The 16,841-nt window shown below is 45.9% G+C and carries 11 protein-coding genes; 9 read left to right on the top strand and 2 right to left on the bottom strand.

Translation table 11 applies throughout. The features are described 5' to 3' along the window. Positions 1-32 precede the first annotated feature (32 nt). From ptsP to ACFSKO_RS14700, 8 genes are all read left to right on the top strand, one after another. Complete coding sequence (ptsP, locus tag ACFSKO_RS14735) at positions 33-2,330, top strand: phosphoenolpyruvate--protein phosphotransferase (protein ID WP_380252960.1); 2,298 nt, start codon at positions 33-35, stop codon at positions 2,328-2,330. Positions 2,331-2,447: 117 nt separating this feature from the next. After that, positions 2,448-3,614: a helix-turn-helix domain-containing protein gene (locus tag ACFSKO_RS14730; RefSeq protein ID WP_380253126.1), complete on the top strand. Its 1,167-nt coding sequence runs from the start codon at positions 2,448-2,450 to the stop codon at positions 3,612-3,614. Positions 3,615-3,898: 284 nt separating this feature from the next. Next, a complete protein-coding gene (gene ispG / locus ACFSKO_RS14725; RefSeq protein ID WP_380252958.1) occupies positions 3,899-5,032 on the top strand; it encodes a flavodoxin-dependent (E)-4-hydroxy-3-methylbut-2-enyl-diphosphate synthase in 1,134 nt (377 codons plus the stop codon). Between the two features lie 155 nt (positions 5,033-5,187). Then, positions 5,188-6,432 carry a histidine--tRNA ligase gene (gene hisS, locus ACFSKO_RS14720; protein WP_380252956.1) on the top strand — a complete coding sequence of 415 codons (1,245 nt, stop codon included), beginning with the start codon at positions 5,188-5,190 and terminating at the stop codon, positions 6,430-6,432. Positions 6,433-6,494: 62 nt separating this feature from the next. Beyond that, entirely contained in the window at positions 6,495-7,850 is a 1,356-nt protein-coding gene (hemA, locus tag ACFSKO_RS14715; RefSeq protein WP_380252954.1) for a glutamyl-tRNA reductase, read from the top strand. 2 nt (positions 7,851-7,852) lie between these two features. Further along, a complete protein-coding gene (prfA, locus tag ACFSKO_RS14710; RefSeq protein WP_380252952.1) occupies positions 7,853-8,929 on the top strand; it encodes a peptide chain release factor 1 in 1,077 nt (358 codons plus the stop codon). A 4-nt stretch (positions 8,930-8,933) separates the two neighbouring features. Continuing rightward, on the top strand, positions 8,934-9,812 hold the full coding sequence (gene prmC, locus ACFSKO_RS14705; protein WP_380252950.1) for a peptide chain release factor N(5)-glutamine methyltransferase: 879 nt from the start codon (positions 8,934-8,936) through the stop codon (positions 9,810-9,812). Between the two features lie 187 nt (positions 9,813-9,999). Next, on the top strand, positions 10,000-10,890 hold the full coding sequence (locus ACFSKO_RS14700; protein WP_380252948.1) for a DUF4167 domain-containing protein: 891 nt from the start codon (positions 10,000-10,002) through the stop codon (positions 10,888-10,890). Positions 10,891-10,933: 43 nt separating this feature from the next. Here ACFSKO_RS14700 and ACFSKO_RS14695 read toward each other — a convergent pair whose 3' ends face one another. Next, the gene (locus ACFSKO_RS14695) at positions 10,934-11,689 is read right to left on the bottom strand and encodes an MOSC domain-containing protein (RefSeq protein ID WP_380252946.1); all 756 of its coding nucleotides are present in this window, start codon (positions 11,687-11,689) and stop codon (positions 10,934-10,936) included. A gap of 606 nt (positions 11,690-12,295) precedes the next feature. On the opposite strand from ACFSKO_RS14695, the gene clpB reads away from it, so the two are divergent. Beyond that, entirely contained in the window at positions 12,296-14,893 is a 2,598-nt protein-coding gene (gene clpB, locus ACFSKO_RS14690; protein WP_380252944.1) for an ATP-dependent chaperone ClpB, read from the top strand. A 105-nt stretch (positions 14,894-14,998) separates the two neighbouring features. Here clpB and ACFSKO_RS14685 read toward each other — a convergent pair whose 3' ends face one another. Then, positions 14,999-16,408 carry a M23 family metallopeptidase gene (locus ACFSKO_RS14685; RefSeq protein ID WP_380252942.1) on the bottom strand — a complete coding sequence of 470 codons (1,410 nt, stop codon included), beginning with the start codon at positions 16,406-16,408 and terminating at the stop codon, positions 14,999-15,001. Positions 16,409-16,841: the final 433 nt, after the last annotated feature.

The following is a 16,841-nucleotide window of genomic DNA, read 5'->3' as shown; positions in this document are numbered from 1 at the left end:
TTCTATATGGTGCAGCAAGGAAGCGGTATCTAATGAGCAGCAAGAATAATAAAACTTCTGCCTGGGGCGGATCACGCCGTTTGTTGAAGCTTCTGCGCGACCAAATGAAGGGCAAATCCACTAATCAAGAGCGTTTGGCACAGACCGTTAATCTTATTGCGCGTGATATAGCTGCCGAAGTTTGCTCGATTTACGTGATGCGCCGGGGTGAACATCTTGGCGGGGAGTATCTGGAACTCGCTGCAACGATGGGATTGAAGCCGGAGGCAGTGTATAAAACGCGCTTGCATAAAGGTGAAGGTATCGTCGGGCAGTGCGCCGCGTTGGCTCTGCCAATGGCGGTTTCAGATGCGCCTCGACATCCTAATTTTGCCTATAGGCCGGAGACCGGGGAAGAACCTTATCAATCGATGTTAGGTGTTCCTATTTTACGCAGTGGTCGAGTTCTCGGTGTCATTGCTGTTCAGAACGTTACGCACCGGCATTACGACGAAGAAGAAGTCGAAGCTCTTGAGACCATTGCTATGGTCTTGGCTGAATTGATTGCCGGAGGAACACTATCCGTTTCAGCCCTCGAAACAGGTGGAAATCAAGATGAATTAGAAAAGCCCGACCGTATCAAAGGCCTTTGTCTGAATGAGGGTATGGGAATAGGGCAGGCTGTTTTTCACAACCGTGGTATTGTTATCAGTCGTATTATTGCGGACGATGTCGAGGAAGAAGTTCAACGTCTCGAATTAACCGTTAAAGAAATGCGTTTATCTATCGATGAGATGCTGACCCGTTCAGATATTGCAGCCCTGGGCGAGCAACGCGAAGTTTTGGAAACATACCGTATGTTTGCCGAAGATCGTGGGTGGGTTGGGAAAATCACCGAAGCCATCCGGGTTGGAGGGATGACAGCCGAGGCGGCAGTCCAGAAAATTCAAAATGAAACCCGCTCCCGTATGGGCAAAATTAGTGACCCTTATCTTCGAGAGCGCTTGGCCGATCTTGATGATCTTGCCAATAGATTATTGCATCATCTTTTGGATTTAGGTGAAGATAAACCTGAATTACCCGATGAATTTATTCTTCTTGCCAGAACTTTAGGGCCGGCAGAATTGTTGGATTATGATTGGGATCGCCTGAAAGGAGTTATTCTTGAAGAGGGATCTCCAACTGCGCATGTTGCCCTGGTGGCGCAAGCATTGGAACTTCCCATTATCGGTCGGTGTCGTGATGTTCTTACGCGTATTCGCGAAGGCGATACGGTTGTCCTTGATGCTTCCAATGACCAAGTGTTTGTTCGCCCCAAAGAAGATGTTCTTGCCACACTGAGAACGAGTGTGAAGGATAAAAAACTACGTTGGGCTGAAACATCAGCTATACGGGATTGGGTTCCGGAAACTCTGGATGGGAATCGTATATCTCTGAATGTGAACGTTGGTCTTCTTATGGATCTTCCGCACATGCACGCCTGTGGCGCGGATGGGGTTGGACTGTACCGTACTGAGGTTCCCTTTATGGTACGAAAGTCTTTTCCGGGAGTGGCGGAGCAGGCCGAGCTTTACCGTAAGGCGATGGATCGTTCAGAAGGAAAGCCAGTTGTGTTTAGGACACTCGATGTTGGCGGGGATAAAGTCTTGCCGTATTGGTCAAGTATCGCTGAAGAAAATCCAGCGATGGGTTGGCGGGCGATTAGAATCGGATTGGATCGCCCAGCTTTATTGCGGCAGCAATTACGTGCATTGATTCGTGCCTGTGCAGGCCGCAAGCTTAGCGTAATGTTTCCTATGATATCTGAGACTTCTGAGTTTATTGCGGCGAGAGCACTTCTTGATAGAGAGCTGGAACGTGAAAAGACAATCGGCGGTGTGTTGCCAAAAGAGTTAAAAGTTGGTGCGATGCTGGAGGTGCCAGCTTTGATCTGGCAACTTCCGGCTCTTTGTCGTGAGGTGGACTTTCTTTCAGTTGGTAGTAATGATTTGATGCAATTTGTATTTGCGACAGATCGGGGCAACACGCGGTTGGCGCGGCGTTATGATGCGCTCAGTCCGGGTGTTTTAAGGATGATGCGTGAGATTGCTGATGCGACCCATCAGGCCGGTGTTGATTTGTCATTGTGTGGTGATATGGCGGGGCATCCCTTGGAAGCTATGGCCTTAATAGGCTGTGGGTTTAAGTCCTTATCCATGCCTGCACAACAAGTTGTTGGCGCTAAGAAAATGGTTCGTTCGCTGGATGTCGATAGTGTGACACACTTTGTAACAAGCCTCCTTAACAAGCCAGATCATAGCCTAAGAAGCGATTTGGAAGCCTATGCTAAATCATCTGGTGTTGTGATATAAAACAGAATTGTTTGTTGTTTGTTACTGAATTTGCTACAACTTTCCTCAACGCGCCACAGGTAGTTACGTCTTATTGAAGATCGTACTACGGCTTGCAGGGAGGGGATTGTGGAAGCGATGCAGAAAACACGGGATAATGCGTCTGGTGGAGATACTCCAGACTTTGACCAGCCTAAAGTTACCGTAGCGGAAATTTTGCGTACGGGTAGAGAAAAGCGTGGTCAGGACCTGCGTGCGGTCGCCAATGTTCTTCGTATTCGATATGTCTTTTTGGAAGCAATCGAACGCGGAGATTTTACAAGTTTGCCTGGTGATACTTATGCTTATGGATTTGTTCGAACGTACGCCGGATATCTTAATCTGGATAAAGATGAAATAGTTCGTCAATTCAAGGGAGAAGTAGAAAGTTATGGCGCCCGGAAAACCTTAATCTTTCCGACACCTGTTCCGGAGAGTAAGACTCCAGGACTTGCTATATTACTTATTTCTGTCTTGCTTTTAGCTATTGCATATGGCGGTTGGTCCGCTATTTCCCGTTTTGATGTAGAACTGCCTGATTGGGTGCCATTTACTTCACACGGGAAAGTCGTTGTTGAAGATACAAGCACTGACGGAGCTGTTTCGGGAACTGTAACAGCTAGCCAAGATGAAGAGTCTGTGACGCAAGAAGTGCCTGTTGAGGCGCAGGAAAGCAGCACGGTGGGCGCTATTGTTGCTCCCTCATCAGAAGCCACTGCTGCTGCGCCGGTCACTCCAGAAATAATTGAGCCTGAAGCGATTGAAAATACGACAACTTCTGAAGTTGTAACTACTGATCCCGATTTATCTATATCACCTAACGAAGTTCTTGATAGCTTAGGAGGAGAGGACGAGATTGACTCTTCTGAAGAGGTCGGAGTTGGAGCGGAAGCCAACGAAGTTGGCATTTCCGATGAGGCAACAAACGAAACGGCCAATGCTGTTGTGACGCCACCGCCACCGCCTGAGCCTGAAGTCTTTGGCGATGAAGGAGTGGCCTCAGCGATCTCAATTTTAGCAGAGCAAGATGCCTGGATGCATATTGTTGATGCCACTGGTGAAGTTGTCTTCAGCCGGGTTCTGCGTGCAGGCTCTGTTTATAATGTCCCCAAGCGCGATGGTTTGGTTATGACAACAGGGAATGCAGGGGGCATCATTCTTAAGCTCAATGGTAAGGAGTTGCCAAAACTTGGACCTGTAACAGGCGTTCGGCGCGATATAATCCTTTCTGAGGAAGGATTGCTGGAATCGATCCAATCTGAATAATATTGATCTATGAAAATCGGTATTGAATTCGATCCCTGAAATTTTATATAGAGAGGCGCATAGATTTATGCGCCTTTACTTATTCCTGACACCTTCGTCTGATAATAAGTTTGGATGTATGATTAGAAGTTTATTTGCTGTGAAACTAAGGTAGGAACAAGTGCTCGAACTTTGGGGTGATCGTTTCAATAATCCATAGGTATATATTTCACGGCTTACGACTTGAGTTTTATCTCGGGAAAGCGCATGTTGCCCCTGCTTTAGAAGGGCACAGAGAGAGTTTAATGAGTTTACGACCTTGGCGTGATGTTATCCGCCGTAAATCAAGACAGGTAATGGTTGGCAATGTTCCTGTTGGTGGCGATGCGCCGATAACGGTTCAATCTATGACCAATACGCTCACGACCGACGTTAAGGCGACTGTTGAACAGATCCTCGCTATGGAAGAAGCTGGCGCCGATATCGTTCGTGTGTCCTGTCCTGATGAAGCATCCTCTCGGGCTTTGAAAGATATTGTTCGAGAAGTGAACGTGCCGATTGTTGCCGATATTCATTTTCATTATAAGCGTGCTATTGAGGCTGCTGAATCAGGTGCGGCTTGCCTGCGGATTAACCCCGGTAACATTGGTAAACGTGAAAAGGTTCTTGAAGTCGTTAGTGCAGCCAAAGATCATGGTTGTTCCATGCGAATTGGCGTGAATGCGGGATCGCTTGAAAAGCACCTTCTTGATCGGTTTGCTGAACCCTGCCCAGAGGCGATGGTCGAATCAGCTCTAGGACATATTCGTATTTTAGAAGATTTGGATTTTCGAGAATTCAAAATTTCATGTAAGGCATCTGACGTCTTTATGGCCGTTGCAGCTTATATGCAGCTCGGCGAAGTTTGTGACTACCCACTGCATATCGGTATAACCGAAGCTGGAGGTCTGAGAACAGGGACGGTTAAATCATCAATCGGCCTTGGAAACCTTCTGTGGTCGGGAATTGGAGACACTTTGAGAGTCTCCCTGTCTGCCGATCCAGTTGAAGAAGTTAAAGTGGGCTTTGATATTCTCAAATCCATGGGGCTCCGTCACCGCGGAGTGAATGTCATTTCCTGCCCGTCTTGCGCGCGGCAACAGTTTGACGTGATCAGCACGGTTGCTGTTTTAGAAGAAAGGTTGAGCCATATCACTACGCCGATGACGGTTTCTGTTATTGGTTGCGTGGTCAATGGCCCGGGGGAAGCAACAATGACCGACATTGGCCTAACGGGCGGAGGCAAAGATACCCATCAGGTTTATGTTGCGGGTATGCCAGATCATCGCCTCAAGGATCAGAGTATTGTTGATCATCTTGTCGGTATGATAGAGACAAAAGCTGAAGAGATCGAAGCGGCAATAGCTCGAGGTGAAGAGCCTCAAGTAATGGGTCATTGATTTTTGAAATAAAATTCCCGTACTTTAAAAACGGCTTTCAGATTCAGCATCTCGATATTCATGATCGTGGCTATATACATTTACGGGACTAATCCCTATAACCATTCCGGTTAATTGTTCATATAAAATCAGGCTATTTCAGGAGAACCCAAGCCATGTCTTCTCTGCAACCAGTACGCGGAACGCACGATCTTTTCGGTGAAGATATGCGTCGACATCGTGAAGTTCTTGATATTGGAAGGGCCGTTGCGAACCGTTTTGGTTATGACGAAATCATCACACCCATCTTTGAGAAAACAGAAGTTTTTAAGCGTACACTTGGTGATACGTCAGATGTGGTGACCAAAGAAATGTACACCTTTTCGACGAAGGGGGGGGATGAGATCACCTTGAGGCCTGAAAACACAGCAGGTGTTGCACGTGCTTTTATGTCGAACGGGCTGAGCCAACAGCTTCCGGTAAAGTTTTTTTATGGCGGCCCTATGTTCCGTCACGAACGTCCGCAAAAAGGGCGTCAACGTCAATTCCACCAAGCTGGAGTTGAGCTTCTTGGTGTTGAAAAGCCGCAGGGTGATGTGGAAATTATAGCCCTAGGTGTTCATTTCCTGAAAGAATTAGGTGTTTATGGCGACACAGTATTGGAATTGAATACTCTGGGTGATACTGAGAGCCGTAAGGCTTATCGTGATGCGCTTGTTGCGTATTTCTCTAAGTTCAAAGATCAATTATCAGAAGATAGCTTGGATCGCCTTGAAAAAAACCCTCTCCGAATCCTTGATTCTAAGAATGAGCGTGATCGCAAACTTGTCGCTGATGCACCAATTTTCTCTGATTATTTAAATGATTTTAGTAAGGACTTCTTTGCTCAGGTGAAGGATGGTCTTGATGATTTAGGCATTGCTTACGAAATCAATCCCCGTTTGGTAAGGGGATTGGATTATTATTGCCATACCGCATTTGAGTTTACAACCACAGCATTGGGGGCTCAGGGGACTGTATTAGCAGGTGGTCGTTACGATGGTCTTGTTAAAATGATGGGTGGCCCAGCTACACCCGGTGTTGGCTGGGCGTCAGGTGTTGAACGCCTTGCCATGCTCATGACCCGTGAAATTGTGATCGCCAAACCCGTTGTAATTATTCCAATGGGAGAGGCCGCAGACAAACGTGCGTCTGTTCTTGCAGATGAATTGCGATATGCTGGGTATCGAACAGAACTTGGATATAGCGGTAATCTGAAAAAACGGTTGATTCGGGCAAACAAACAAAACGCCTGTGCAGCTATTATCATGGGGGATGATGAACTTGCAGAAAATTCAGCAACCGTCAGAGACCTTGTGAGCGGTGATCAGAGCGTCGTAAAGTTGGACGAGTTGGTGGAAAAACTGGCAATTTATCGCTAACCTGTACAGTTGGGGCGAAAGGGGCTTAAACTGGTCCCTATTGTCTCTACTAGTGATCCCGTATGATTTCAGTACCACCTTTTATACCTGAACACCCCTTCATCGAACAATCAGAACAGTTCGATAAGTTGGCGGTCATTGGCGTGAGCGCTAGGACTGCAGGCCGAAGGTTACGAGACAGCCTCTTCGTTGAGGAGCCTGAATACGATAAAGTCCTCGCAGGATTAAAAAAACGCGGAGAAAAAAGTGTTATTTTAATCGCAACCTGCGAACGATTTGATTTCGTTCTTGGTGACCATAAGTCCAAAGATACGGACTATTATCTTTCTCTTATGGCCTCTGAGGCCAAGATGACAGTAGATGAAATCCGTAAACAAAGTTATATTCATACGGGCTTTAATGCTCTACGTCACGTTTTTGCAATTTCCTCGTCTCTCGATAGTGTTGTTGTTGGCGAGCCCCAGATATTGGGGCAAGTGAAAGATTGTCATCGCCAGTCGAGATCGATCGGACTAACAGATGGATTTTTGGATGATGTTATTCAGGCAAGCTTAGTTGCGGCTAAGCGGGTTAGAACCGAAACAACAATTGCACAACAACCTATTACTCTTACCTCTTCTGCTCTTCAGGTCGCGCGTGGCATCCATGGTGATCTTTCCCGGTGTAGCGTGTTACTCGTAGGAGGAGGAGAAGTTGGTGAACTTCTTTGTGGCGAATTTAACAGTGTGGGTATTCGGGCATTAAGAATCTCTCATCCGCGGGGTGAGCGAAGTAAAACTGCTGTATTTCGGTTGGGTGGAGAAGCTAGTCCCTGGTCTGAGATCCATGATTTAGCCATAGACAGCGATATTATACTCTCATCGCTGGGCGGGGGTGAAAAAATTTTCACCAAAGAGATCATTGGGCGTTGTTTGAAACAAAGGAAGCGCAAGCCCATTTTTATAATTGATACCACGGGATCACGCGACGTTGCTGTTGAAGTCAACGAGCTTGATGGCGCGTTTTCTTATAATTTAGAAGATCTTGAGAATGTAGCCAAACAAGGAAAGAAACATCGCGAAAATGCAATGATGGCGGCTTGGAAAGTTTTGGGTCAAGAGATGCAATCTTTTATTCGGAACAAAATAGAGCGCCAGGCCGCTCCAACAATTTCTATAGTAAGAAAACATTTTGAAGCACTTCGCCAGCAAGTTCTAACCGAATGTGCTGGAAATGATGGGGATGTTGATGCTGCGACCAGATTATTGATTAATCGGCTATTGCATAATCCTCAAGTCGTTTTAAAAGAGACTGCTAGAGAAGATCCAGAAGCCCATTTGGTATTGGAAGAGACCCTTTGTCGTCTTTTCCGTATTGAAAGTTTTCCAACGAATTTAGGGAACGATGCTGTGGGCAGTGATGAAGTGAAAGAGGACTGAACGTGAAGTTCGATGATAAACTAGACGCTGTAGTAGCCCGATATGACGAACTGACCGCTGTTATTTCTACTCACCAAGATCCTGGATCTGAGGAGTACACAAAACTGCTCCGTGAACTTTCCGAGCTGAGTTCTGTTGTTGAAACAGTTCAAGAGCTCAGAAACTTGCAGTCAGAGATGTTTGATCTTGCAGAAATGTTAAGTGATCCAGATGCTGACCCTGAAATGAAAGACCTTGTTCAAGAAGAGTTTTTGGAACTTAAACAGAAGCTTCCAAAAATGGAACAACAAGTCCAAATCATGTTGTTACCCAAGGACGTTGACGGTGAGCGGAATGCGATCCTTGAAGTTCGGGCCGGAACCGGAGGTGATGAAGCCGGGCTCTTTGCTTCCGAGTTATTTCGGATGTATCAGCGTTACTCTGAAACAATGGGATGGCGTTTTGAAGCGTTGGATTATTCAGAGAACGGGATTGGCGGCGTTAAGGAAGCGACAGCTCTTATTACCGGGAGCGGTGTGTTTTCAAATTTGAAATTTGAATCTGGTGTGCACAGGGTTCAAAGGGTGCCCGTTACAGAATCAGGAGGAAGAATTCATACTTCCGCGGCGACTGTTGCTGTTATGCCTGAAGCCTTGGCCGTGGACGTGCAGATTAATCCGAGTGATTTACGGGTCGATACTTATCGTGCTCAAGGTGCTGGTGGCCAGCATGTTAACACGACTGACTCTGCCGTTCGGATTACCCATGTTCCGACAGGGGTTGTTGTTCAATGTCAGGACGGGCGCTCCCAACATAAAAATAAAGAGCAGGCTATGAAGATGCTGCTCACACAAATTTACGATAATCAACGTCGTACACAAGAAGAAGAACAGGCCGCCAATCGTAAATCTCAGGTCGGAAGCGGGGATCGATCTGAACGTATCCGTACTTACAATTTTCCTCAGGGGCGGGTTACGGATCACAGGATCAACTTGACACTCTATAAGTTGGATAAGGTTATTGCCGGTGAAGCGCTGGATGAAGTTATCAAATCATTGATAGCAGAAGATCAAGCCGCACGCCTTGCTGAGATCCAATAAGATAATGACAGCCGAGCAAGATCATTTTGCAACGGTAACAATTGGTGAATGTTTGCACCAGGGAGTAGAGCGTTTAAACAAGGCCGGGATTAATGGCGCTCGCCTGGATGCCCGGCTGCTTTTGGCTGAAGCGATCGAAAAAGACCCATCCTATCTGTTTGGATATCCAGAGAAAGAAGTTACAAAAGCTGAAAGGGCTTCTTTTGAAAATATGATTACACGCCGTACTAATCGAGAGCCTGTGTCTCGTATTGTAGGGTATCGTGAATTTTGGAGCATAAAGTTTTATATTTCATCAGAAACTCTGGATCCCAGGCCAGATAGCGAGACTTTGGTAGAGGCTACGTTGGGCCTTTTAGAAGATAAAACAATACCTCTTCGAATTTTGGATTTAGGAACGGGATCTGGGTGCTTGCTGCTTGCATTGTTAAGTGAGCTTCCAAAGTCGACAGGATTGGGTGTTGATATAAGTGCCGGCGCAGTTGCTGTTGCTGAAAGTAATGCTTTGAGCCTGGGTTTAACTGAGAGAGCCAGTTTTCAAACAGGAAATTGGTGTGAAGGCCTATCTGGTGAGTGGGATATCATTATTTCAAATCCTCCTTACATTGGGCGACACGAAATATCTGATCTGGAGCCGGAAGTTCTCGAATATGACCCGGCGAAAGCTCTCTTTGCTGAAGAGAACGGTCTCAAGGATTACAGAGACCTAATTCCCCAAGCTGCTAAAATCCTCAAAGAACAAGGATTTCTCGTCATTGAGGCTGGTCAAGGACAATCTCTGGAGATTAATGACCTAATGGTGAGCGCTGAGTTGACCTGCTTGCCAACGATAAAAGACCTCGCTGGAATCGATCGAGCCTGTTTTGCACGTAAGGTAATATAATAAATAATATAAAATTAGCATTTAGGGGTTGGAAACCTCGAGATATAGCTTTACGGTGTAATCTATAGCAGGGGCATGGGGTGCCCCGGGGGTATCAGCCGACAATTTAAAAGTTTCTCGTCAGGTTTCGCGACCTTAGACGATTGTCGATATCCAATATTTAGCATTATAATTTAGCTTGCGAATGATGAGACAGCAAAACACAAATAATTCAAATAACTCAAATCGTCGTCCACGTGGCCGATCAAACAATAACAACACTAATCGTAAGCCACAGCAGTCACGAAACGGTGTGTTTGATAGTAATGGTCCAGGCGGACGTATCCGCGGTAACGCTTCACAGTTGAAAGAGAAGTATCTTCAGCTGGCTCGAGATGCGACTGTGAGTGGGGATCGTGTGCTTGCTGAATCTTTACATCAGTTCGCAGAGCATTACTTTCGTGTGATTAATGATTCGACTGATCCACAAACTCAAAGTCAGTCTCAACCCAGACATTCAACTGATCAACGTCCATCTGACCAACGTCAAAATCAATCAGATAATTATCGGAATAGAAATTCTCGATCAAACGTAGATCAGGAGAACAGAGGAAACGAGAACCCTGAGTTCATTGAGAAAGACAACGAAAGCTCTGTTGACGCAGTGAAACACACTGATCTTTCTAATTCTGACTCTGATACGACAGGATCTAATCTTTCAGGTAACAGTTCTTCTGAGAGCAATAGTGAAGAAACTGGTGGACGGCGTAAGCCTGCTTCACAGAATACTGTTTCTCGAAATAGAGTTCGTACACGCCGGCCTCGATATGAAACAACTGATTCTAATGGCGAGCAGCCGCGACAGAGTTCGCCTGCGTCGGAAACGCAACCAATTCAAGATGTTCCTTCTGTTGCTACAAAATCTGTTTCTGCGGAATTACCACTCAATATAGATGAAGTGTCTGCCGAGAAGCCAAAACGTAAACCTCGGATAACAAAACCGAAGGCTGAGGCTTCTGAAATTAAGACTCCTCGCCCACGTGGAAGGCCGAGAAAAATTGTTGCTAAGGTTGAAGACGATAGCTCGACAGAAATTTAGTAAGCTATCGAACTCATTAATTCGTTTGCGGAAGGCGCCCTGACTATATGATAGTCACGGGCGCTTTTTCTTTGATCTCGCCAGAATTTTTTACCACTGCATAGACACCCATATTGCGATGACCATATCCTGACTGCAAACTTTTGGGGATATTCATATCTACATCTGCACTATCCAGATTGACATTTGTTGCTGAACAGCGACCAATTGGTGAGGCAATTTTGAGGGTCACATCCCCAACTTGAATCTCTTTTCCGACCCAGTTATTCTCTACCCAAGGCTCTAGACCCTCGATATAGAGGTTCGCCCTAAAGCGCAGAGGATCAACGGGACTGCGAACCACACGTTCTATATCTTTCACGCTTGCAAGATTGATTAGTGAAATTTGTTGATCTGGGATGTCTGTGAAGGCCGTTATCTTGTTTTCAACAATTTTTGGGATGCCTCGAGATTCGGCTTCTAGAAAGCCGACCAAGAATTGCTCCAAGAGCATACGCCCAGTTGGATCGGTTAGTTTTCCCCGAGACACTTTTTTTCCGTTTCTTTTTAAGGTCAAAACCTCTGTTTTATCATCAAAGTGCGAGACGAGTTGAGCAAGCTTCGGAGTTTTGGCGAGCATAAGAAAGTGTTTCTTAGAGAGCCAACAGGGGCCATCGGGGAAATCCGTGGATCCGTGTGCTATCGCGAATCGTCGATCATTGGGAATAGTTTGATTGGCGAGAAGATTAACTTTCGCAATTGATTCGGGACTTAGCCCTTTCACAGGGTAGCGATAAATTGAATTTATTTGTGCTGACATGTATTTCACCTGGTTTTTTTACCATTCTCCTTCTTCAGTATTATTTATCAAGGCCTTAATAATTTATGAGTGTTAATGCGTTATTTTCCTGGTGTTTTCGTCGTTTACAACTGGAGGAAGGAAAAACTCTTTTTTTGGATTGAAAAAATAAATTCAAATGAGAATGATTTTCAGTTGCATAATAAATTCTTCTCAGCTAAGTTCTTTCTTGTAGTTCCTACCGAGGAAGATATGCAGACCTTAAGGCAATTATGCCATTTACATTGTTTGTGTTCCTTCTGGGTATGTACTCATCTCTCCTGACGTAACTATGGGATTTCCCAACCCTGCCTTCGGGCAGGGTTTTTTTTATGAAAATTCCTGATGTAAGACCCGGTGTAAGAAGTGAGCGAAGATTTCACGGGTGTCGTGAGCTTTCCCTTACTTCTTTCAGTAGAGATTAAGCTCTAGCTGTCTTGTATTTTTCTTCTGGTTTTCCCATATATTTTATGACGGGTGATTAAAATCAACGTTAGAGCACCATCATGCTGCTAAGGTGGGTGATGGTTAGTATTGGCATCAACGGCTATGCGCTGTTTATCAGGCATGGCGGAGAGAGCTTAAGAAATGAATGTAAATAATTATACAGAGCGTACGCAGGGATTTATTCAATCAGCACAAAGTCTTGCTCATCGGAGTGACCACCAAAGATTGACACCAGAGCATATGCTTAAGGTGATGTTGGACGATAGCGAAGGGTTGGTTGCGAACTTAATTGAAGCTTCGGGTGGGAACCCGGGAAAAGCCCTTGGAGGGGTTGAGCGAGAGCTTGCAAAACTACCTAAAGTCAGTGGACAGGATGTTGGGCAAATTTTCCTGGCTCCGGAAACGGCAAGGGTGTTTGAGCAAGCTGAGCAGATTGCAAAAAAGGCTGGTGACAACTATGTCACGGTTGAGCGCCTCTTAATTGCGCTTGCTCTTTCCACTGAAGCTGCTTCAGCGAAAATATTAAAAGACGCTGGCATCACGGCCCAATCGTTAAATGCAGCTGTGAACGATTTACGCAAAGGTCGTACCGCACAATCAGCTTCGGCAGAGGACAGTTACGAGGCTCTTAAAAAATATGCTACCGACCTGACTGAGCTTGCGCGGGAAGGTAAGCTTGATCCGGTGATTGGCCGCGAAGAAGAAATCAGGAGAACAATACAGGTTCTCTCACGCCGAACCAAAAACAACCCGGTTCTTATTGGGGAGCCGGGTGTTGGTAAAACGGCCATTATTGAAGGCCTCGCGTTACGAATCGTACACGGTGACGTTCCCGAAAGCCTTCGCAGTAAAAAATTAATGTCACTAGACCTTGGAAGTATGATTGCCGGCGCAAAGTACCGCGGGGAGTTTGAAGAACGTCTTAAAGCTGTCTTGCAGGAAGTGACAGAAGCGAATGGTGAGATCATTGTCTTCATTGATGAACTCCATACTTTGGTTGGTGCAGGGAAAACCGACGGAGCAATGGATGCTTCTAATATGCTCAAGCCTGCTTTAGCCCGGGGTGATCTGCACTGCGTGGGAGCAACCACGCTGGATGAATATCGTAAGTATATTGAAAAAGATGCTGCACTCGCTCGGCGTTTCCAGTCTGTGTTAATCGCCGAGCCAAGTGTTGAGGACACGGTTTCGATTCTGCGGGGATTGAAAGAAAAATATGAATTACATCACGGTGTCCGAATTACAGATTCCGCACTGGTCGCCGCAGCGTCTTTGTCCAACCGGTATATTACTGATCGTTTTTTACCAGATAAGGCAATTGATTTGGTTGATGAGGCCGCCAGCCGATTGCGCATGGAGGTTGATTCTAAGCCTGAAGAAATTGATGAATTGGACAGAAAACTTATCCAACTCAAAATAGAGCAATCTGCGCTCCAAAAAGAAAGTGATAAGGCTGCTAAAGACCGTCTGGAAAAATTGAAATCAGAAATCACGGAACTGGAAGAAAAAAGCAATGTTCTCACCAGCCAATGGAAATCGGAAAAAGATAAATTGGCTGGCGCCCAGAAAATCAAAGAGAAATTGGAACAAGCTCGCATTGAGTTAGATCGTGCTGAGCGTGGAGGGCATTTGGAAAAGGCTGGAGAACTTAAATACGGAGATATTCCAGATCTTGAACGCGCATTGGCTGAAGCCGAAGAGGCTGGGAGCCGTGATGCCCATATGCTCAATGAAGAAGTGCGCGAGGATGCTATTGCAGGGGTTGTTTCTCGATGGACGGGAATCCCTGTGGATAAGATGCTTGAAGGAGAACGGGATAAGCTCTTAAAGATGGAGGAGCTTTTAGGTAAGAGGGTTATTGGTCAAAGCGAAGCCATCGTAGCAATCTCTAATGCTGTTCGCCGATCTCGTGCAGGGCTGCAAGATCCGAATCGCCCAATTGGCTCTTTCCTTTTTCTTGGCCCAACCGGAGTTGGGAAAACGGAGTTAACAAAGGCTTTGGCTTCTTTTCTGTTTGATGACGACACTGCCATGGTTCGCCTGGACATGTCAGAGTATATGGAAAAACACGCTGTATCACGGATGATTGGTGCGCCTCCTGGTTACGTAGGATATGAGGAAGGTGGTGCTTTAACTGAAGCTGTGCGCCGTAGACCTTATCAAGTTGTGTTGTTTGATGAGGTGGAAAAGGCACATCCGGATGTATTCAATGTTCTCCTTCAGGTTTTGGATGATGGTCGCCTGACTGATGGCCAGGGGCGTACGGTAGATTTTAGTAATACGCTGATCATTATGACATCAAATCTGGGGTCGGAAGTTCTGGCAAATCAGCCTGAGGGTGAAGACAGTTCTGCTGTTCGTGAGCAGGTGATGGAAGTTGTTCGCGCGTCTTTCCGACCAGAGTTCCTCAACAGGTTGGACGAAGTGTTATTATTCCACCGTCTGGAACGCAGTCATATGAGTGCAATTGTGGGCATTCAATTTGGGCGTTTGGAACGTCTTCTCTTGGGAAGAGAGATCAAGGCTGAGCTAGATGATGCCGCGATCGAATGGCTGGCAGATAAGGGGTATGATCCTGTTTATGGCGCGCGGCCTCTTAAACGGGTGATCCAACGTGAGTTGCAAAATCCTTTGGCATCCATGATATTAGAAGGGGCTGTGCACGAGGGTGATATCTTGAAAGTATCGGCAAGTGATGCTGGTTTGAGTATCAATGGAGATTATATCTCCTCGACCTGAATTATCAGGCTTCGTGAAGATAAAAAAGGACCGCAATTTTTGCGGTCCTTTTTCTATCAGATGAAAGCCAAATTTGATGATATTCAGCTTGGTATGTTTGTTAATTCAGTTCGGCTGTACTTGTGCAAGAGCGGCAGGTTTCTTTAAGTCATTCATCATTTGATTGATTTTCTTCTGCTCGACTTTAAATTTTTTGAGGTCAACGCTTTTAAGCTTTTCGCCAGCAGGCAGCTTTACGCCCAGTGGGTTGACTTGACGCCCATTGAACAGGACTTCGTAATGTAGGTGTGGCCCCGTAGAGCGTCCGGTCGTGCCGATGTATCCGATCACCTGTCCTTGTCGAACGCGTTTGGACTTCTTTATACCCTTGGCAAAGCCCTTAAGGTGAGCATAGGCTGTTTGGTATCCGCTATGGTGTCGAATTTTGATGTAGTTACCAAAGCTGCTAAAGCGATTGGCACGGACAATGACACCATCACCGGCAGCATAAATCGGTGTGCCACGAGGTGCTGCAAAATCTACCCCCTTATGGACCTTGGTGTACCCAAGAACAGGGTGTTTTCTTTTGCCAAAACGACTGGACAAACGTGCACCGTCTACGGGGGTTCGCATCAAAGCCTTTTTCGCAGATTGCCCTTTTTCGTTAAAGTAATCCGTAAACCCACTAGATGGTGTATAGCGATAGAGCTGTAGATCATCGCCTGACAATGTCAGATTGCCATAGATCATCTCTCCGGTTCGGGCTAGATTATTGTCTTCATCGTAGTAAGCTTCATAAACGACTTCAAAACGATCACCCTTTTGAATTTCGCGTTGGAAGTCTACGTCAAAACTATAGGCTCTGATCAGCTTGATCATGATATCGTTTGGCACGCTGACGTTCTGTGCTGCTAAATAAAGGCTGCTATTAATCTCGTTTGTGCTACGTGCCATTTTCATGGTGAGCGGGCGTTGAATTTCTTCGGCAATATACCGAAGGTTCTCGCCTTCTGCAGTGCTGACTTTCACGATACGTTCAACACTGGGCTGGAACTGCATGGCTCTTAGGGGGCCGACATCGCGCGTTGTGTCTAGCGTTTCTATAGATGTCGGCGACGCAAAAGTAAGTGCAATATCCAAGCCTGGGCGAATCTTTTTCGGGGAATAAACGTCTGTGAGGGCTGTAATGGCTCCGTGTGCTTCTGATCTTGTTGCTCCTGCCGTAACCAACAGGCTCATTAAGGTATCACCAGAAGATACTGTCACCATTTTTTCTATATCACTGGGCGGGATAGCTTCAGGCATGATTTCTGTAGGAACGGCACCAACGGCAATATACTCACTGGTCATAAGATCAGTTTTCAATGTGGCCGTAAGCTCAGAAGACGCAGTGTTAACGTCTGTAGCTTGTGTTGAAGTACCTTTTATAGGAGGGCCGCTGGATAGCCATAAAATTCCCCCGAGGGTAAGAACTGATAGGCCAGCACCCAGTGCTGCTTTAACCATAAATTTAGGCGTGTGGAATCTATTGTTCACACATAGTGCTCCGGAATCCGAGACGACATACGGCCGTGTTTGTTGTTGTAATTAAGGGAACCTCAATAACTCTGCATCGACAAAATGATATATTTCTGGATTCCTGTCAATATTTTCTCGATTCATCAATTTAAAAAAAGTCCTGTATTTCTGCGGGGCTTCGAGCTTTGGTACTCTTAATCGCGGCAAAGATGACTGAAAAAGGTAAATAAATTGGAAAAGGTCTTTGACAGGTGTTGGTGAGGGGCCTATAACACCGCTCACCGACGAGGCGCATGCTTCGGTGGTGCATCGGAAAGACATAGTAAAAACAGGCAGTTAGCGATTGATTGCTGAGTGTTGATTTTAAGGTTTAGGTCTTGGAATTTTTTTTACAAAAAGATTTACGATGTTCCTTGACGATAGGGAAAAAGACTATATATATCGTCTAGCT

Origin of the sequence: Kiloniella antarctica, from assembly GCF_042682825.1 — a bacterium.
In the GTDB taxonomy this organism is placed as follows: domain Bacteria; phylum Pseudomonadota; class Alphaproteobacteria; order Kiloniellales; family Kiloniellaceae; genus Kiloniella; species Kiloniella antarctica.
Note: the sequence above shows the minus strand (reverse complement) of the source record. Positions and strands in the feature narration are given on the sequence as shown.